19 protein-coding genes and 1 tRNA gene are annotated in these 16,246 nt (G+C 66.9%); 12 read left to right on the forward strand and 8 right to left on the reverse strand.

The window, feature by feature from the left end:
• Nucleotides 1-145 precede the first annotated feature (145 nt).
• The 7 genes from DJ73_RS14275 (at nt 146) to ftsY (ending at nt 4,500) form a co-directional block, all read left to right on the forward strand.
• A complete protein-coding gene (locus DJ73_RS14275) occupies nt 146-1,264 on the forward strand; it encodes a M20 family metallopeptidase (protein ID WP_094558289.1) in 1,119 nt (372 codons plus the stop codon).
• A gap of 72 nt (nt 1,265-1,336) precedes the next feature.
• Complete coding sequence (locus tag DJ73_RS14280; protein WP_094523818.1) at nt 1,337-1,489, forward strand: 50S ribosomal protein L39e; 153 nt, start codon at nt 1,337-1,339, stop codon at nt 1,487-1,489.
• Nucleotides 1,490-1,768 carry a 50S ribosomal protein L31e gene (locus DJ73_RS14285; protein ID WP_094523819.1) on the forward strand — a complete coding sequence of 93 codons (279 nt, stop codon included), beginning with the start codon at nt 1,490-1,492 and terminating at the stop codon, nt 1,766-1,768.
• A 1-nt stretch (nt 1,769) separates the two neighbouring features.
• A complete protein-coding gene (locus DJ73_RS14290) occupies nt 1,770-2,435 on the forward strand; it encodes a translation initiation factor IF-6 (protein WP_094523820.1) in 666 nt (221 codons plus the stop codon).
• 318 nt (nt 2,436-2,753) lie between these two features.
• On the forward strand, nt 2,754-2,930 hold the full coding sequence (gene rpl18a / locus DJ73_RS14295) for a 50S ribosomal protein L18Ae (RefSeq protein WP_094523821.1): 177 nt from the start codon (nt 2,754-2,756) through the stop codon (nt 2,928-2,930).
• A complete protein-coding gene (gene pfdA, locus DJ73_RS14300; RefSeq protein WP_094558290.1) occupies nt 2,930-3,385 on the forward strand; it encodes a prefoldin subunit alpha in 456 nt (151 codons plus the stop codon). The genes rpl18a and pfdA overlap by 1 nt, the downstream gene beginning before the upstream one ends.
• An 8-nt stretch (nt 3,386-3,393) precedes the next feature.
• The gene (gene ftsY, locus DJ73_RS14305; protein WP_094558291.1) at nt 3,394-4,500 is read left to right on the forward strand and encodes a signal recognition particle-docking protein FtsY; all 1,107 of its coding nucleotides are present in this window, start codon (nt 3,394-3,396) and stop codon (nt 4,498-4,500) included.
• A gap of 86 nt (nt 4,501-4,586) precedes the next feature.
• Here ftsY and DJ73_RS14310 read toward each other — a convergent pair whose 3' ends face one another.
• On the reverse strand, nt 4,587-6,203 hold the full coding sequence (locus tag DJ73_RS14310) for a long-chain-fatty-acid--CoA ligase (RefSeq protein ID WP_094558292.1): 1,617 nt from the start codon (nt 6,201-6,203) through the stop codon (nt 4,587-4,589).
• 152 nt (nt 6,204-6,355) lie between these two features.
• Here DJ73_RS14310 and DJ73_RS14315 point away from each other — a divergent pair, with 152 nt between their 5' ends.
• Together DJ73_RS14315 and DJ73_RS14320 are read left to right on the forward strand one after the other, a co-directional pair.
• Complete coding sequence (locus tag DJ73_RS14315; RefSeq protein ID WP_094523825.1) at nt 6,356-6,565, forward strand: hypothetical protein; 210 nt, start codon at nt 6,356-6,358, stop codon at nt 6,563-6,565.
• A gap of 128 nt (nt 6,566-6,693) precedes the next feature.
• Nucleotides 6,694-6,768 (forward strand) — tRNA-Met (locus tag DJ73_RS14320).
• Between the two features lie 90 nt (nt 6,769-6,858).
• Here DJ73_RS14320 and DJ73_RS14325 read toward each other — a convergent pair.
• The 4 genes from DJ73_RS14325 to DJ73_RS14340 form a co-directional block, all read right to left on the reverse strand.
• Nucleotides 6,859-7,374, reverse strand: a complete 516-nt coding sequence (locus tag DJ73_RS14325; protein WP_094558293.1) for a hypothetical protein — start codon at nt 7,372-7,374, stop codon at nt 6,859-6,861.
• Between the two features lie 33 nt (nt 7,375-7,407).
• Nucleotides 7,408-8,025, reverse strand: a complete 618-nt coding sequence (locus DJ73_RS14330) for a hypothetical protein (RefSeq protein ID WP_217900452.1) — start codon at nt 8,023-8,025, stop codon at nt 7,408-7,410.
• A gap of 447 nt (nt 8,026-8,472) precedes the next feature.
• Nucleotides 8,473-9,036 carry a hypothetical protein gene (locus DJ73_RS14335; RefSeq protein ID WP_217900453.1) on the reverse strand — a complete coding sequence of 188 codons (564 nt, stop codon included), beginning with the start codon at nt 9,034-9,036 and terminating at the stop codon, nt 8,473-8,475.
• A 555-nt stretch (nt 9,037-9,591) separates the two neighbouring features.
• Nucleotides 9,592-10,203, reverse strand: a complete 612-nt coding sequence (locus DJ73_RS14340; protein WP_141212967.1) for a DUF1102 domain-containing protein — start codon at nt 10,201-10,203, stop codon at nt 9,592-9,594.
• A 390-nt stretch (nt 10,204-10,593) separates the two neighbouring features.
• Between DJ73_RS14340 and DJ73_RS14345 the strand changes: the two genes are divergently transcribed.
• From DJ73_RS14345 to DJ73_RS14355, 3 genes are all read left to right on the forward strand, one after another.
• On the forward strand, nt 10,594-10,779 hold the full coding sequence (locus DJ73_RS14345; protein ID WP_094558295.1) for a hypothetical protein: 186 nt from the start codon (nt 10,594-10,596) through the stop codon (nt 10,777-10,779).
• Between the two features lie 72 nt (nt 10,780-10,851).
• A complete protein-coding gene (locus DJ73_RS14350) occupies nt 10,852-11,463 on the forward strand; it encodes a translation initiation factor IF-2 subunit beta (RefSeq protein WP_094523829.1) in 612 nt (203 codons plus the stop codon).
• A 103-nt stretch (nt 11,464-11,566) separates the two neighbouring features.
• Nucleotides 11,567-12,742, forward strand: a complete 1,176-nt coding sequence (locus DJ73_RS14355; RefSeq protein WP_094558296.1) for a Xaa-Pro peptidase family protein — start codon at nt 11,567-11,569, stop codon at nt 12,740-12,742.
• Between the two features lies 1 nt (nt 12,743).
• Here the strand turns inward: DJ73_RS14355 and DJ73_RS20450 are convergent, their stop codons facing one another.
• The 3 genes from DJ73_RS20450 to DJ73_RS14365 all read right to left on the reverse strand — a co-directional run bounded on the left by DJ73_RS20450 (nt 12,744) and on the right by DJ73_RS14365 (nt 16,152).
• On the reverse strand, nt 12,744-12,896 hold the full coding sequence (locus DJ73_RS20450) for a hypothetical protein (RefSeq protein ID WP_170938322.1): 153 nt from the start codon (nt 12,894-12,896) through the stop codon (nt 12,744-12,746).
• Between the two features lie 123 nt (nt 12,897-13,019).
• Nucleotides 13,020-15,386 (reverse strand): ATP-dependent DNA helicase, encoded by a 2,367-nt coding sequence (locus tag DJ73_RS14360; RefSeq protein ID WP_094558297.1) that lies wholly within the window; start codon nt 15,384-15,386, stop codon nt 13,020-13,022.
• A 109-nt stretch (nt 15,387-15,495) separates the two neighbouring features.
• Nucleotides 15,496-16,152, reverse strand: coding sequence for an HAD family hydrolase (locus DJ73_RS14365; RefSeq protein WP_094523831.1), 657 nt, complete (start codon nt 16,150-16,152; stop codon nt 15,496-15,498).
• Nucleotides 16,153-16,246 lie beyond the last annotated feature (94 nt).

Genomic DNA, 16,246 nt, shown 5'->3' on the forward strand with positions numbered 1-16,246 from the left:
GCGGGCGGAGCCGCGCCGGACCGCCGCCTCCCTCGCACGCGCTGCTCGGCCGCGGAGGGCCTCGCAGGCGCGCGCCACCGCACGAGTTCAGTTATAAACAACTCGCACCCCGCTATTTAATTCGCTGAACCGCCCAGACTCGTACATGGACGAACTCGCGGACCTGACTGAGGAGCTGGTCGGCATTCCCTCCCACGAGGACGAGACCGACGCCGGCGACGCGATCGAGGAGTGGCTCCGCGCCGAGACCGACGCGCGGGTCGAGCGCGACGCGGTCGGCAACGTGATCGCTTACAAAGGCGCGACGGAGGACCCCGACGCCGACACCCTCGCGCTGGTCGGCCACCACGACGTGGTCCCGCCGGCCGAGCGCCAGACGACCGGCGACGGGAAGGCCGGCGAGTACGTCGTCGAGCGCCGCGACGGGCGGATTCACGGGCGCGGATCGGCCGACATGAAGGGCGCGGTGGCGGCCTGCATGCTCGCGTTCCGCGACGCCGAGCCGCCGGCGGGCCGCGAGCTCGCGGTCGCCTCGTTCGTCGGCGAGGAGGTCGGCGGGACCGGCGCGCGCCACGCGATCGACGAGGGGTTCGCTCCCGACCGCGCGGTCGTCGCCGAGGGGTCGACGGACTACTCGAAGCCGGGCGTCACCGACGTCGCGGTCGCGCACAAGGGCCGGCGCGCGTCGACGCTGGTCGCGCACGGGACCGCGGCGCACGCCTCCGAGCCCGAGCGCGGCGAGAACGCGATCTACCGCGCCAGCGACGCGATCGACGTCGTCCGCGACCTCGACGCCCCGGAGGCGACCGTCTTCGGCGAGGCCGTCACGGGGTCGCTCGCGGTCACGATCGTCGACGGCGGCGAGACGTGGAACGTGATCCCGGAGCGCTGCGAGGTGACGATCGACGAGCGCACCGTCCCCGGCGACCGCGCCGACCTCGCCCGCGCAGCCGAGGCGGTCGCGGGCGTCGAGTTGACCGTCGAGCAGGACCTCCCGCCGATGGCCTGCGGCGACGACGCCTTCGCCGAGGCCGCGCTCGCGGTCGCCCGCGAGGTCCACGACGGACTGGGGCTCGACGCGCCCGAACACGTCGTCAAGCCGCACGCGACCGACGCGGGGTGGCTCGCCGGGGCCGGGACCGACTGCCTCGTCTGCGGCGCCTCCGAGCCGGGCGAGGCGCACACCGACACGGAGAGCGTCGGGATCGACGTCCTCGACCGGTGTTATCGCATTTACGAAGGAGTCGCCGAACGGCCGTTCTGAGCGGTCACTCGGCACGCCGTGCGACGCGGTATGGAAGGGGTTTTATGCGCCCCGCGGAAACTGTGGGCTACTATGGGAAATAAATCGAAGGCTCAAAAGAAGCGTCTGGCGAAGGCGGAACGCCAGAACACCCGCGTCCCGGCGTGGGTCATGATGAAGACGGACATGAACGTGACGCGAAACCCCAAGCGGCGCAACTGGCGCCGGAACGACCTGGACGAATAAATGAGCACCAGCGACTTCGAGGAGCGCGTCGTCACCGTGCCGCTCCGCGACGCCAACGACAAGCCGGTACAGGAACGCGCCGACTTCGCGATGCGGATCATTCGCGAGCACCTCGCGCAGCACTTCTCCGTCGACGAGGCGGACGTCGTCATCGACACCTCGGTCAACGAGGCGGTCTGGGCGAACGGGCGCCAGAACCCGCCGAGCAAGGTCCGCGTCCGCGCGGCCAGGTTCGTCGAGGACGGCGAGCCCGTCGTCGAAGCCGAGTACGCCGAGTAACGTGTTACGGGCGACTTTCACCGGCTCGTCGTACGTGGGCGTGTTCGCCCGCGCGATCGACGACCTCCTGTTGGTCCGGCCGGACGTCGACGAGGAGCTCGCCGAGTCTCTCGGCGAGGAGCTGGGCGCCGAGCCCCTCCTCACGACGGTCGGCGGCGCCAACACCGTCGGCTCCCTCGCGACGGGTAACGAGAACGGCGTTCTCGTCTCCGCGCGGGCGACCGAACGGGAGCAGTCGCGGATCGCCGAGGCCGCCGACCGCGAGGTGGGCGAGCTCCCCGGCGAGATCAACGCGGCCGGCAACGTCGTCCTCGCGAACGACTACGGCGCCTACGTCCACCCGGACCTCCCGCGCGAAACGATCGTGACGATCAGAGAGACCCTCGGCGTCCCCGTGTCCCGCGGCGACCTCGGCGACGTTCGCACCGTCGGGACGGCGGCGGTCGCCAACAACGCCGGCGTGCTCTGTCATCCCAAGTCGACCGAATCGGAGCTGCGAGACGTCGAGGAGGCGCTCGATGTCCGGGCCGATCTCGGCACGGTCAACTACGGCGCGCCGCTGGTCGGCTCCGGGCTCGTCGCCACCGACGAGGGATACGTCGTCGGCGATGACACCACCGGCCCCGAGCTGGGTCGGATCGAAGAGACGCTCGGCTTCATCGACTGACGCCCGCGTCGCCGACGGCCGCTGTTCATCGCGGTTCGGTCGACCCCTCTCCCCCGACTCGCTTCTCCCGCTGTGTTACCGACTGCAGGCGAGCCGTGGGCGAGACGCTCGCGCTCGTCGCGCTCGTCGCCGTCCACGCGCTCGCAGTGTCGTACCGGCTGGCCGGACCTGACCGGGTAGCCGGCCCGGAGACGGCTCGATCCGTCGAGGATACCACCGGAATTCGGGCCCGTCGCCCCGAACGAAGCCGGTCCCGCTTCGGTGCCGGTCTCTCGCCTTTTAGGAAGATACTTCCCTGTCCCTGCCGGATCGGAGAACATGAGTACCTACACGGTGAGTGGACGGTTCCAGAGTCGAGGCGACTTCCAGCCGTTCACGAAGGAGGTCGAGGCAGAGAACGAGGACCTCGCCCGCGAGCGCATCTACACCACGGTCGGGAGCCAGCACAACCGGAAGCGCACCCAGATCGAGATCGAGGAGGTGTCCGCGGCATGATGGGCGGCGGACAACAGCAGCTCCAGCAGCTCTCCCAGGAGCTGCAGGCGCTCGACGAGGAGATCGAGGCCCTCGAAGCGGAGATCGCCGACTACCGCGAGGAGCAGTCCGACATCGACGACGCGGTCGAGGCGATCGAGACCCTCGACACGGGCTCGACGGTACAGGTCCCGCTCGGCGGCGGCGCCTACGTCCGCGCCGAGGTCCAGGACATCGACGAGATCATCGTCTCGCTCGGCGGCAACTACTCCGCGGAGCAGAGCGAAGGCGACGCCATCGACGTGCTTCGGCGCAAGCAGGAGGCGCTCAACGACCGCATTGAGGAGACGCAAGAGGAGGTCGACGAGCTCGAGTCCGAGAGCCAAGAGCTCGAACAGCAGGCCCAGCAGATGCAACAGCAGATGCAGCAGCAGCAGATGCAGCAGATGGGGCAGGGCCAGGGCGACGAGAAGTAAGGTAGACCGTGTTCGACGGACTGAAGGACAAGCTCTCGGGGTTCCGAGAGGACGTCGAGGAGAGCACTGACGTCGAGGCGGACCCCGCCGAGGGCGACGAGCCGACCCCCGACGAGACGACCGCGAGCGACGCCGCCGACGCGGACGGTGACGCGGAGGCGGTCGCGGCCGAAACGGGGGCCGAGGTCGAGGCGAAGTCCGGCGATAGCGACGCGGACGACGACGAGCCGAGCACCTTCCAGCGCGCGAAGGCGTTCGCCACCGGTCGGATCATCATCGAGGAGGAGGACCTCGAAGAGCCGCTGTGGAACCTCGAGATGGCCCTCCTCGAGAGCGACGTGGAGATGAGCGTCGCCGAGCGGATCCTCGACACCGTCCGCGAGAAGATGCTCGGCGAGTCGCGCAAGCAGGTCGAGACGACCGGCGAGCTGGTCGAGTCGGCGCTCCACGACGCGCTGCTCGACGTGATCGCGGTCGGCCAGTTCGACTTCGAGGAGCGGATCGCGGCGGCCGAGAAGCCGGTCACCATCGTCTTCACCGGCGTCAACGGCGTCGGGAAGACGACGAGCATCGCGAAGCTCTCCGAGTGGCTCGCCGACCGCGGCTACTCGTCGGTGCTGGCGAACGGCGACACCTACCGGGCCGGCGCCAACGAGCAGATCGCGGAGCACGCAGACCGGCTCGGTCGAGAGCTGATCTCCCACGACCAGGGCGGCGACCCCGCGGCCGTCATCTACGACGGCGTCGAGTACGCCGCGGCCAACGACGTCGACGTCGTGCTCGGCGACACGGCCGGGCGGCTTCACACCAGCGACGATCTGATGGCGCAGTTGGAGAAGATCGACCGCGTCGTCGACCCGGACATGACGCTGTTCGTCGACGAGGCGGTCGCGGGACAGGACGCCGTGAACCGCGCGAAGGAGTTCGACGACGCCGCCGAGATCGACGGGGCCATCCTGACGAAGGCCGACGCCGACTCCTCCGGCGGCGCCGCGATCTCGGTGGCGTACGTCACCGGGAAGCCGATCCTCTTCCTGGGGACCGGACAGGGGTACGACGACCTCACGCTGTTCGAGCCCGAGGAGCTCGTCGAGAGCCTGCTCGACGAGGAGTAGGGCCGGACCGGGTCAGTTGGTTCGGTGACCGCGGGTCAGTCGGCTCGGTGACCGCCGAGTCGGCGGTCGTGCGACCCTCCCTCCGACTACCCTTCCCCGACCATCCGCTCTTCTTCGTCCCACTCGCGCTGACGGAGCTCGTACTTCTGTATCTTCCCCGTCGCCGTCGTCGGGAGCTCAGCGACGAACTCCACCTCGCCCGGCGTCTTGTAGTCGGCGACGCGCTCGCGGACGAACGACTTCAGCTCCTCCGTCGTCGCGCCCGCGTCATCGGGGTCGCCGCCCTCGGGGACGACGAACGCCTTCGGGGTCTCGCCCCACCGCTCGTCCGGCGCGGGGATGACCGCCACGTCGGAGACGACCGCGTGCTCGAAGAGGGTGTCCTCTAACTCGATCGAGGAGATGTTCTCGCCGCCGGAGATGATGATGTCCTTCTTGCGGTCCTGGATCGAGACGAAGCCGTCCTCGTCGACGACGGCCAGATCGCCCATGTGGTAGTACCCCTCCAGCCGCTCCGAGAACGCCTGCTCGGTGGCCTCGGGCTTGTTCCAGTAGCGGTCCATCACCTGGTTGCCGCGGACGACGATCTCGCCGATCGTCTCGCCGTCGGCGGGCACGTCCTCGCCGTCCTCGTCGACGACGCGCACGTCGGTGCCGAGGTAGCCGATCCCCTGCGTCTTCTTCACCGCGAAGCGGTCGGGCGAGCCCGCCTCGAAGTGCCGCTTCGCGTCCGAGGTGGTGATGAGGGGGCCGGTCTCGGTCGCGCCGTACACGTGTTTGAGCTCCCAGCCGAACTCCTCCTCGACGGTGCGGATCGTCGCCTCCGGCGGCGCCGCGCCGGCGGTCGCGGCGCGCACGTCGCTGTCGCCGGTCGTCGCCCCGCCGTGTTCGGCGTAGTGGTCGCCCAGCATGTTGAGCACGGTCGGCGCCGCACAGAAGTACGAGACTTCCTCCTCGCGGATCCGGTCGAACACCGCGGCGACGTCGACGCCGCGGGTGCAGACGTGCCGGGCGCCCATTCCGGTGATCGCGTAGATATGGCCCCACCCGTTGACGTGGAACATCGGGAGCGTCCAGAGGTAGACGTCGTCGTCGGTGATCGCCTGGTGGATCGCGATGAGGTACGCGTGGAGGGTCTCGGCGCGGTGCGTGCGGCAGACTCCCTTCGGGTCGCCGGTCGTCCCCGAGGTGTAGTTGATCGTGATCACCTCGTCCTCGTCCATCTCCGGGCGCTCGTAGGCGTCGGGGTCGGCGTCCGCGAGCGCCCCGTCGAACGACTCCCAGTCGCCCGCGACCGCGTCGGCGTCGTTCGTGAGGAACGTCTCCGTCGGCACCTCGTCGCGGACCGCCTCGATCCGGTCGGCGTACTCGGCGTCGGCGTAGATCGCGTCGACGCCGGCGTCGGAGAGCATGTACGCGAAGTCGTCAGGCGTGAGCCGGTAGTTCAGCGGGGTGTGGACCGCGCCGACCTGCATCGCGCCGTAGGCGGCTTCGAGGTGGTAGTGGGTGTTCGGGTCCAACACCGCGACGCGGTCGCCCTTCTCGATCCCGCGCGCCCGGAGGGCGGCCGAGAACCGATCCGCGCGCTCGCCGAGCTCGGCGTAGGTGTACCGCGTGCCGTCGGTGGCGAGCACGGCCTCCTCGTCCGCGTAGTGCCGGCGCGCCCGGTCCAGGAAGTCCGTCGTCAGTAGCGGTTTTCGCATCGATTTATCACTATTTTTGATTGATAAAAGCGTTTGCGGCCGGCGCAAGGCGGCGCCGCCGCCGGTGGCCGTCGGATCTCACCGGCATCGTCGCGAGGCCCCCGCCGTCGCGGTGCCGCGAGGTTTTCCCCGTCTCGGAGCGTTCAGGGCGTATGAGCGACGGATCCGGCCGGTCGACGTTCACCGAGGGGTACGCGGTCCCCATCGCCGGGCTCCTGTCACTGTTCTTCGCGCTCATGGCGGGGCTGACCGCGGGTCGAGCGCTCTCCGGCGACCCCGCCGACGCGGTCCTCCCGGTCGCGTTCGCGCTCGGCGCGATCCTCGCGCTGCGGTTCCGGCAGAAACACGCCGGGTCGGAGTGAGTCGACCGAGTGATGCCCCGACTGCGCCGGCGATCCCGCCGCCGTCCGTATATAAACCGTGCGTGGCCGAATCGCACACGGGCGACGGGATCAGAACCCTTAACAGTCGCAACGGGTTTTGATACGATAGCGGGATGGGATAGCCAGGAGATTCCGCCGGGCTCATAACCCGGAGATCGGTAGTTCAAATCTACCTCCCGCTACTGTCCGTTTGCGGCCGCGGTCTCCTGGGCGTTTTCGATGACTCTTGAGCGGTGCGCTCGTCGACTCCGCACGTCGAAGGGGCCGCGCGGTCAGGACTGCCCGTCGCACGTGACCGAGACGGATCGGTCTCCCTCGTCGCCGGATATCTCGGCGCTGACCGCGCCCCCGTCGATTCCGAGTCCCACCGAGAGGGTGCCGTCCTCGAAGGAGCGCTCGCAGTCCAGCTCCGCGACGACTTCTCCCGATTCGCCCGGTGACACGTCCGCAGGCGTCGACTTCACCGTGACGTCGAGGCCGTCGGGCGCGTCGACGTCGACCGACGTGACGTCGGTCGGCGCGTCGAGGCGGTTCGTGACGGTCACTAGCGCGACCGTCTCCGTCCGCTCGTCGGCGTCGCTGGCGTTCGTCGCGTTCGCGCTCTCGTTGAACGCGATCCGGACCTCGGCGGGCGAATCGTAGCCCACGTACCCGCGCGCGTCGTCGACCTCGTCGGCCGCGATGTCCCTGTCGGCCGTCGCCGACGCGAATCCGCCCGTTCCGAGGACGGAGCACACGAGCGCGGCGGCAATCAGACAGAGCCCGACCGTTCGAAGTACGTTTGCCATCGTGTTTGAGAGGAATCTGATATCATCGCTCGGCTACTCGTCGAGCTGGACGTTCGAACCGATCTCGTTTCGTCGGGTGTGGACCGTGTGGACGACGGCGGAGAGCCCGAACACGACCGTGGCGATGGTGCCGAACGCCACCGTCGAGAGCTCGGTGAACGGGTAGAGCCCGACCCCGGCGAGGGCGACGATGCCGCCGAGGATCGCCGTGAGGCCGAGGTAGTGGAAACACCACGGGATATCGTTTTCGGGCACGTACTCCAGGTGCATTCGTACCTCGGTGACCGCGTCGCCGAGCTCGATCGTGCCGCGGCTCCGGTCGTACTCGATCAGGTCGCACTCGTCCAGCTTCGGCAGGTGCGTCTGGCGCAGCGAGGAGTAGACCCGCTTCCGCTGTTTGTAGTCCACGTTCGCGACCGTCGTGTCGTTCTCGCGGGCCGCGACGTACTCGACGAGGTCGCTGAGGTCGATCTCGTCGCCGGGCTCGTGTTGATTGAGAAACTCGATCGCGTACCGCCGCCGCGCGTTGCTGAGCACGTCGAAGACCGCTTCGCGATCGATCTCGCTGGTGCGCTGCGTTCGGTTCGGTAACCGCCGAACGGCTATGCTACCCGAGCCGTCAGTCCGCTCCTTTTGTGGCTTAGAACTCACGTCGCGTCCCCCTCGTTGGATCGCCGACTCTCGGTGGATCGACCGGTGACCGCAACCGCGGAGCGACGGAATCTCCGTCGCCGTCCCGAGGTTCGGCCGAACCATCTGTCGTGTCAATCATGCTGTATGTATATAGTTATAGCACCCGTTGAGTCACAAAGCGAATCATTACTCTCACGGAGGCTAACGGGTCAGAGAGGTAGAAGCGGATTGTTGACGGATATGATATACTTATTCACGGCTCCCGGGTAGTCGATTCGGCCCGGAACGGTCGCTGAGGGTACCATACTGTAATCTAACGGTCAGTAACCGATCGAATCCGATAGAAATCTCGACACGTCTTCGCCGTTAAGCGTCCGTATCGACGAGAACGGGTGACGATTCGAAATCGAAGTGAAGCCTGCGGCCGCCGAGTCGGGAGCCGGCGAACGCGCCGGTGATCCGGGTTCACCCGTCGGTGTTAACGGCCTCGGCGTAGACGCTGACCGTATTCGGCTCCGCGGTATCGTTTATACGAGAGTCCTCATCACGCCCGACGAACTCGAAATGCACGAACAGTTCGTCTCCCGGACTGAGAACGGCGCCGTCGCCGCTGACGTCGCCGGTGAACTCGCCGGCGCCCATTTTATCGCTGGTCGTCCCGAGCCGCTCGTACGTGTAGTACGCTCGCGGGAAGTTCGTGTCCCAGTCGACCGCGTTGTAGTACTCCGAGAGCGTGACCGCGATGCTGTCTTGTCCCTCGTTCCGTATCGCGAAGATGTCGGTGAAAGTGAAGTTCGCGTCCTCGGGGAGCCCAGAGGCGTTCTGAGCGCCAAAGCTGCCGTCGAACCCGAGTTGGAGCATGCTATCTTCATAGTCTGCGTATGCGCTCGTGGGAATGAGAGTGAGGAATGCCGAGTTGTCACCGACCGTTTGGACGCTTATTCCGCGGTCGGCCCGTGCGATATTGAACGCGTTGCCGCCGAATACTGTCATTCCACCGACGGCAACCGATCCGGTTCCGATCAGCATTTTCCGCCGTTGCATACTTGAATCACCTTCGCGCTCGTTGCCGGCAGTCGGATCAATCTGCCCGAAGTGAACTCCCGTTCGTGCCGGTGTCAAGCGCTAAGAATACTTGAAGAAGAGAACCGATATTAGTCTGAACAGGTTGTTACGGCGGTAACTCTAGGTTGTTACCCGGACAATTTGTTCAGCAAGATAACAAGCAGGGATAACCGAACGCTGCTAAATATTTGTCAGGACATAAATGACAGATAGACCTAGTAAACCGGTGGTCACCGACCCCAGCGCGGTTTCGGTAAGACCTTGATTCGTGTCTATCGGTTACGTACTCAGGCTATCTCTTGTAGTACCAGTCTGTTGGCGAATGAATTATCAGTCTACCTTCGGTCGACCGCTTGGGACTCATCAAAGAATTCTGGTTATTTAAGCCAGATATGCGAAATTCAAGAAAAGAAGTCACTATTAAAATGCGTATTCCCGGGAATTAAAGAATATTACTTTGAAATATTGTTTAGAGCTGTTTATTTGCTGTACGAAAATAATCCCGATGCGACAGTCGTATCAGAGACCGTTATCCATCTCTTGTGCGACCACCTGGAAACTGCCATCGATATCATCGCTATCCAAGTCCTCCTCAACGATCTTTACGCCGACGGACACGGCCTGCCCCGGACTAATCGAGCCCTTGCGATTGTTCGTATCGAGCGGCGTTCGGCTCCCTGGGGAACTGCCGGTGTAAAACGTGATACCAGGAATGTCTTCATTGATCCAAATTTCGACTTCACCGGTGCCGCTGCCGGTGTTGTTCGAGAGGTTCCGGATCTCGAACGTGCCGTCGAAGTAGTACGTTGAACCGGGGTTCACACCTTTGCCGCCAATCGGGTTCCCCTGTTGTGGATTCCCACTTCGCGCACTGGTCGGATTATCGCTAGTAAAGTCCAGTCTAAGCGCCTTATTATGGAATTCAACGTAATTCCCGTTCCGAGTATCACCGCTGTCGCTAAGGCCGTCATCAGGACGCTGAAGCGCGATGTACGCGCTCGCGTCACCGACTGTCTCAACTTCGATGGTACGATCTCCAGAGTTGAACTGCGACACTGCCCCGCTACCGATTGCAGCCGCACCACCTGCGGCGAGCGATCCTAGTCCAGCCAACAGCTTGCGTCGTTGCATGGTGTTGTCACCTGTTTGGCGCTCGTCACCGTACGCGGCTCGGACCGAACCCCCGGTCGGCCGCAACGCCGCGTGGCAGTTCCGAGCGCTCACAAGACACAAGAGAGGGGACCGTTACTAGTCTGAGTAGCTTGTTGAACCACCAGTTCGAAGTTGTGGCTCCAACTAGATCATCGTACGCAGCGGTAAGCAGCGATTCCGGCGGGAGCGACATCGCGAAATTCGATCCTATCCATCCGTACTATCTGACTGTCACGGCACCTACACCGAGATAACGAAGGTATGCAGCATGTTATCAGTATCTGTACATGCCCCACGTGAGTTGTTAACAATGGATTAGATCGGTTAGCGCGGTTTATATCTAAAAGTCGGAGGTGAGAACATATACCAATGATCGACGAACGCGGGAGCGATGAGGCGGATTACCGCTCCGGGAGCCGTCCGTTTCGCCTCGGCTCGTTGACGAGGTACGTGCCTGGAGCGGCGTCGAACGCTCCAAAACGGAACGTTCTCATCTCGCTTGCCTATTTGTTTATCAGTTTACTCGCCCTCGGAACGGTCTTGACGGCACTGTGAGTGCGACGAGGGGGAGCAACTGACGCTCCCGAACCCGGAAGCGATTTCCGTCGGCCCCGCCTTCCGTCGAGCATGGACTACGAATCGAGCCTCGACCGCGCGATGGAGGAGGTGCCGGATCTGGGCGGCTCCGACGAGCGCCTGTCGGTGCCGGACCCGGAGACGCAGAAGGACGGCGCGTTCACCCGACTGACGAACCTCTCGGCGATCGCCGACGCCCTGAGCCGCGACCCCGAGCACGTCCACTCGAAGATCCAGCAGGAGCTCGGGACCGCCGGCCAGTACGAGTCGGGCCGCGCCCGCTACAGCGGGAACTTCCGCGAGCGCGACTTCCAGGCCGCGATCGACTCGTACATCGAGTCGTACGTCACCTGCTCGGAGTGCGGCCTCCCCGACACCCGGCTGGAAACGGAGAACCGCACCCCGATGCTCCGGTGTGAGGCCTGCGGGGCCTTCCGCCCGGTCGCGAAGCAGAACACCTCGAACACGCAGCGCCAGGAGGAGGCCATCGAGTCGGGCAAGACGTACGAGCTCGAGATCGTCGGCACCGGCCGCAAGGGCGACGGCGTCGCCGAGGTCGGCGAGTACACCGTCTTCGTCCCCGGCGCGCAGGAGGGCGAGACCGTCAAAGCGTACATCAAGAACGTCTCCGGCAACCTCGCGTTCGCCCGCCGCGAGAGCTGATCGGCCCGCCGCACCCGGTCCAAGCCGGACCGAGCCGCTCGTTTTGTCGTCCGACTCGTTCCGCAACCCGACCGTTTATCCGCGCGTTCGCGGATCGTGAGACATGGCGACACGACTCCCCGACGCCGCGTTCGACGACCGGCTCGCGGCGGTCCGCGACCGGCTCGCGGCGACCGACGCCGACGCCGCGACGTGGTTCGGCGCGACCGCGATCGAGTACCTCACCGGCTTCCACCACATCCAGACCGAGCGCCCGGTCGTCCTCGCGGTGACGGCCGACCGGGTCGAGATCACGGTCCCGCGGCTGGAGGTCGAGCGCGTCGAGCCGAACCCTCGAATCGACGCGGTCCACCACTACTTCGACTACCCCGGCGGCGACCCGATCCGCGTCGCCGTCGACGCGCTCGACAGGCTCGACGCCGACCGCGTGGCGACCGACGCCGACGGCGCGCCGGGCGCGATGGGGTACGAGGGCCCCGCGCTCTCCGAGTTCGTCGACGTCGAGACGCAGTCGTGGGTCGACCGCATGCGCTGGGAGAAGTCGGACGCCGAGGTGGACCTGATCCGCGAGTCGGCCAAGTGGGCGAACCTCGGCCACCGCTACCTCGCCGACTTCACCGAGCCCGGCGCGCACCCGGCGACGGTCTCGCAGCGCGCCTCGACGGAGGCCTCACGGGCGATGCTCGACGCGCTCGGCGAGACGTACAGCGTCCGGGTGCGCGGCGGCGGTCCCGTCCACGCCGGCTACATCTCGGGTCGCGAGACCGCGCTGCCCCACGGCCACACCCCGAACGAGCGGCTCGCCGAGGGCGACGTCCTCGTCACGGGCGCGACCGCGAACGTCGACGGCTACCGCTCCGAGCTGGAGCGGACGATGTTCGTCGGCGACTACTCCGACGAGCAGGAGCACTACTTCGAGCTCATGCTGGAGGCGCAGACCCTCGCGATCGACGCGCTCGGGCCGAGCGTTCCGGTGGCCGAGGTGGACGAGGTCGTCTGGGAGTACTTCGAGGAGCAGGGCGTGACCGACCTCGCGCGACATCACGTCGGTCACAACATCGGGCTCGGCGCCCACGAGCCGCCGTACATCGACCGCGGCTGGGGCGAGCGCTACGACGGCGACGACGCCGTGATGGCCCCCGGACAGGTGTACACGATAGAGCCCGGACTCTACACCGACGAGTACGGCTACCGCCACTCGGACACCGTCGCGATAACCGAGTCTGGCACCGAGACGCTGACGCACTTCCCGCGCGACATCGACGCGAACGTCGTGTGAGCTACTTGACCCGCCCGACGACGATCCGGTGACCGGTCTCTTTGGTGTGCTTCCGCTCGAGGTCGGTGGCCTCGTCGCCGTCCTCGTACAGGCGCTCGACCGAACACTCCCGGCAGACGACGTGGTACTTCGGCTTTTGCGTTGCGGAACTCATAGGACCCGCCATGGGCTGTCGTGACCTAGTTAAACGCATCGTACCGTGGTTTAAGCAATTGTTATTTGACCGTTTCAGGGCCGCAACCCCGCACATCACCGCAGCTCGCCGCGGCCGTTTGAGTCAGTCGCCGCCGTCGGCTCGCCGCTCGAACCGATCGAGCGCGAGGCCGAGCATGTCCGGGCTCACGGGCTGGTACTCCTCCCGCTCGTGTTCCGGGAGGTACTCCCGCACGCTGTTCCACGACTCGCGGGCGTACCGGGCGTCGAGCAGGACGCGCACCCCGCGCTCGTCCGGCCCGCGGATGACCCGCCCGACCGCCTGTCGGGCCTTCCGCACGGCCGGCACCGTGAGCGCCGTCTCGAACCCGGACTCGAAGCGGCGGTCGTAGGCGGTGATCACGGCTCTGGTCCGCGGCCGGGACGTGTTGATGATCGGGACCCCGCAGACCACGGCGGCCGACAGGCGGTCCCCGCGGTAGTCGACGCCCTCGGTGAGCGTGCCGCGGAGGCTCGTCACGAGCACCTTCCCCTCGCCCGCGAAGAAGTCGTCTTTCAGCGACTCCGTGGCGCGGTCGCCGGAGGACTCGTCGAGGAGCACCGGTTTGTCCAGCCGCTCCGAGAGCGACTCGGCCATCCACGTCGCCTCCGCGTAGCTCGGCGTGCCGACGAGCACGTTCCCCTCGCGGGCCGCCACCGCCGCCGTCGCGTCCAGGTGCGCGAGCCGGGTGTCGTTCGACTCGCCGGGCGCGCCGCGGTTCTGGTGGGTGAACTTCGGCGCGTCGACGGCGAGGCTCGCGCGATTCGCCTCGGAGAACGAGAGCCCGTACGTCCGCTCGACGACCGGTCGGCCCTGCGATTCGAGGTGATCGAGCCCGGTCACCTCGCGGAACACGTCCATCGGCTCCAGCGTCGCGCTCATGAGGACGCCGCCGCCGAACTCGGCGAGCCGGTCGCCGATCGGCTCGCTCGGCAGGCAGTTGTACAGCGCGAGGCTCGCGTTGTAGGCGCGCCGCCACGAGTCCGGCGGCGCGGTCTCGTCCCACGTCCGTTCCAGATCGATCGCCCGGAAGAACTCCTCGTGGCCCTCGCGATACCAGGCGTTGAGGGTGCGCCCGACGCCGGGCGCCGCCCGCTTTTTGTCCTCCTCCTCCAGCGAGTCGAGGACGCGCTTGACGACCGCACCGACCTGGTGAGCGCGCGCCCAGACGCGGTCGCCGTACCCCTCGCGTTCCGCCCACGCCGTGATCTCGTCTCTCGCCGGCTCCTCGGGGTCGCGGAGCGCGATCTCGTCGTCGTCGAGCTCGCGCATCGACGCCCGCCAGTCGGGGCGCTCGCGGTCGAGTCGCTCCGTGACCCGTCGGTCGAGCTCGCCGCGGAGGTCGGCGTAGAACTCGCGGACGGACTCGATCTCCTCGACGGTCACGTCCGCGTCGGCCAGCTCGCCGCGCACGAGCTCCGCGTCGTCCGACTCGGCGCCGGCCGTCTCGAAGGAGAGCGGCTGGACCACGCGGGTGAGCTCGTTCTCGGCGTCGCGGAGGCTGGCGTCGGCGACGGCGTCGCTCACGAGGTCGCGGACGCGCGGTTCGAGCATGTGCGCCTCGTCGCAGACGACGAACGTCGCGTCGTCGAGCAGTGCGCCCGTGAACGTCCCGGTCGTCACCGGGTCGAACGCGTGGTAGTAGTTCCCTATCACGACCTCGACCTCGGGGACGAGCGCCCCCATGATCGAGTGGGGACAGGAGCCGTGACCCGCGGCGAGCCGGACCAGTTCGTCGCTGTCGACGTGACCGATGTCGGTCACGTCGAACGGGACCGCTTCCGCGGGGTCACCGTCCTCCGGGAGGTCGTCGAGGAACCCGGCGTAAAAGGGGCAGAACTCGGTCCCCTCGTACTCCTCGGTGTCCGGGCGGTACGGGGTGGGTTCGCCGTCGACGCTGAGGTAGTCGGCGGCGGCGGAATCGTCACCGTGCGATCCGGTGTCGCTCCCCGAGTCCATCAGCCCGACCTGCTGGCTCCGCGCCTCGCTCACGAGGTTCGACGTCGTGGTCGCGCCGCCGTCGCCGACGAGGTTCCGGGTGCGCTCGCGGAGCCCCTCGCAGCGTTCGTACACGTTCTCGCGGTCGACCCCGCCGCGGTTCTCGCGGGCGTACGGGCAGACGTCGGCCTTGCCGACCAGCGTCAGTCCGGAGACCGGGTCGTACTCGTCCGGGAGGTTCGCGTTGATCGTCCCCAGATCCGTCTCGAACTGGCGGAGCTGCTGTTTGACGCTCGTGAGGACGAAGACGCGCTCGAAGTCGGAGTCGGGGTCGCGGACCCGGTCGAGCCCGGCGGTGAGCGCGAGCATCGTCTTGCCGGTCCCGCACGCGCCCTCTAACGAGAGGAAGCCGCCGTCCTCGGCGGCGTCGACGGCGGCGTCGATCCCGTCGGCCTGCTCCGGATACGGCTCCTCGTGGCCGAAGATGTCGGACCACGGCGGGGGGTTCGTCACTGTGGCCGCGTAGCTTCCCATCGGAGTTAAACCTTGAGAGAGACGACGGCCGCGGCGGCCGCGGCGGCTACCGACGGGCGGCCGCGGCGGTCCCCCGCCGCCGGCGATCCTACCCGATGATGTCGTGCAGGTCGGAGAGCCGGTCGATCTCCCAGGTCGGCCACACGTTCAGCTCCCAGTCGCGGCGGTGCGGGCGGCGGATGAACGCGGAGTCGATGCCCGCGTTCTCGGCCGCGCGCACGTCGGACTCGTTGTCGCCGACGAACAGGGCGTTGCCCGCATCGAGGTCGCCGAGCGCCTGCTCGATGTAGTGGGGGTTCGGCTTGCGGAGCTGGAGCGAGTGGATCGTGGGCTCGCGGCCGTACGCGGCGCCGAACCGCTCGAAGCCGTCGAAGTGGTCGACGAGGAAGTCGACCGTCGCCTGCTGGTTCGAGGAGACGATTCCCATCTCCACGTCGAGGCTCTGCAGCTCGTTGAGGTCGTCGTACGGGGTCTTCCGCCCCGCGCGGGCCTCCTGCTGTTGGGCCTTCGAGACCACGTCGTCGCGAGTCCGCCAGAACGACCCGGGATCGAGGTCGTACGTCTGACAGACGGTCCCCACGCTTCCGGGGGTCGCACCGATGGTCATGCGCTCTACGTCGTCCGGATCGGGCTCCTCGACGCCGCACTCTTCGAACGCGTTCCGGGTCGCATCCCGGAGCACGTCGAAGCGCGTGCGGCCCACGAGGACACCGTCGTTGTCGAACACGACGGTATCGTACGTCATACAGTCCGGAGTCGCTCAGCCCTTAAAAGGGTTTCACCAACGCCGCGACGCGACCGCCGGCTCTTTTATACGCGTCCGCCGCCCGTCCCGGGGT

The organism is Halorubrum sp. Ea1 (assembly GCF_002252965.1).
Classification (GTDB): domain Archaea; phylum Halobacteriota; class Halobacteria; order Halobacteriales; family Haloferacaceae; genus Halorubrum.

Bases quoted from the DNA above. Each gene is read 5' to 3' on its own strand.
- DJ73_RS14355 (WP_094558296.1), top strand. From the start codon at position 11,567: ATGGCGACACGACTCCCCGACGCCGCGTTCGACGACCGGCTCGCGGCG.
- DJ73_RS14345 (WP_094558295.1), top strand. From the start codon at position 10,594: ATGATCGACGAACGCGGGAGCGATGAGGCGGATTACCGCTCCGGGAGC.
- rpl18a (WP_094523821.1), top strand. From the start codon at position 2,754: ATGAGTACCTACACGGTGAGTGGACGGTTCCAGAGTCGAGGCGACTTC.
- DJ73_RS14335 (WP_217900453.1), bottom strand. From the start codon at position 9,036: ATGCTGATCGGAACCGGATCGGTTGCCGTCGGTGGAATGACAGTATTC.
- DJ73_RS14350 (WP_094523829.1), top strand. From the start codon at position 10,852: ATGGACTACGAATCGAGCCTCGACCGCGCGATGGAGGAGGTGCCGGAT.
- DJ73_RS14325 (WP_094558293.1), bottom strand. From the start codon at position 7,374: ATGGCAAACGTACTTCGAACGGTCGGGCTCTGTCTGATTGCCGCCGCG.
- pfdA (WP_094558290.1), top strand. From the start codon at position 2,930: ATGGGCGGCGGACAACAGCAGCTCCAGCAGCTCTCCCAGGAGCTGCAG.
- DJ73_RS14310 (WP_094558292.1), bottom strand. From the start codon at position 6,203: ATGCGAAAACCGCTACTGACGACGGACTTCCTGGACCGGGCGCGCCGG.
- DJ73_RS14285 (WP_094523819.1), top strand. From the start codon at position 1,490: ATGAGCACCAGCGACTTCGAGGAGCGCGTCGTCACCGTGCCGCTCCGC.
- DJ73_RS14275 (WP_094558289.1), top strand. From the start codon at position 146: ATGGACGAACTCGCGGACCTGACTGAGGAGCTGGTCGGCATTCCCTCC.
- DJ73_RS14365 (WP_094523831.1), bottom strand. From the start codon at position 16,152: ATGACGTACGATACCGTCGTGTTCGACAACGACGGTGTCCTCGTGGGC.
- DJ73_RS14280 (WP_094523818.1), top strand. From the start codon at position 1,337: ATGGGAAATAAATCGAAGGCTCAAAAGAAGCGTCTGGCGAAGGCGGAA.
- DJ73_RS14340 (WP_141212967.1), bottom strand. From the start codon at position 10,203: ATGCAACGACGCAAGCTGTTGGCTGGACTAGGATCGCTCGCCGCAGGT.
- DJ73_RS14315 (WP_094523825.1), top strand. From the start codon at position 6,356: ATGAGCGACGGATCCGGCCGGTCGACGTTCACCGAGGGGTACGCGGTC.
- DJ73_RS20450 (WP_170938322.1), bottom strand. From the start codon at position 12,896: ATGAGTTCCGCAACGCAAAAGCCGAAGTACCACGTCGTCTGCCGGGAG.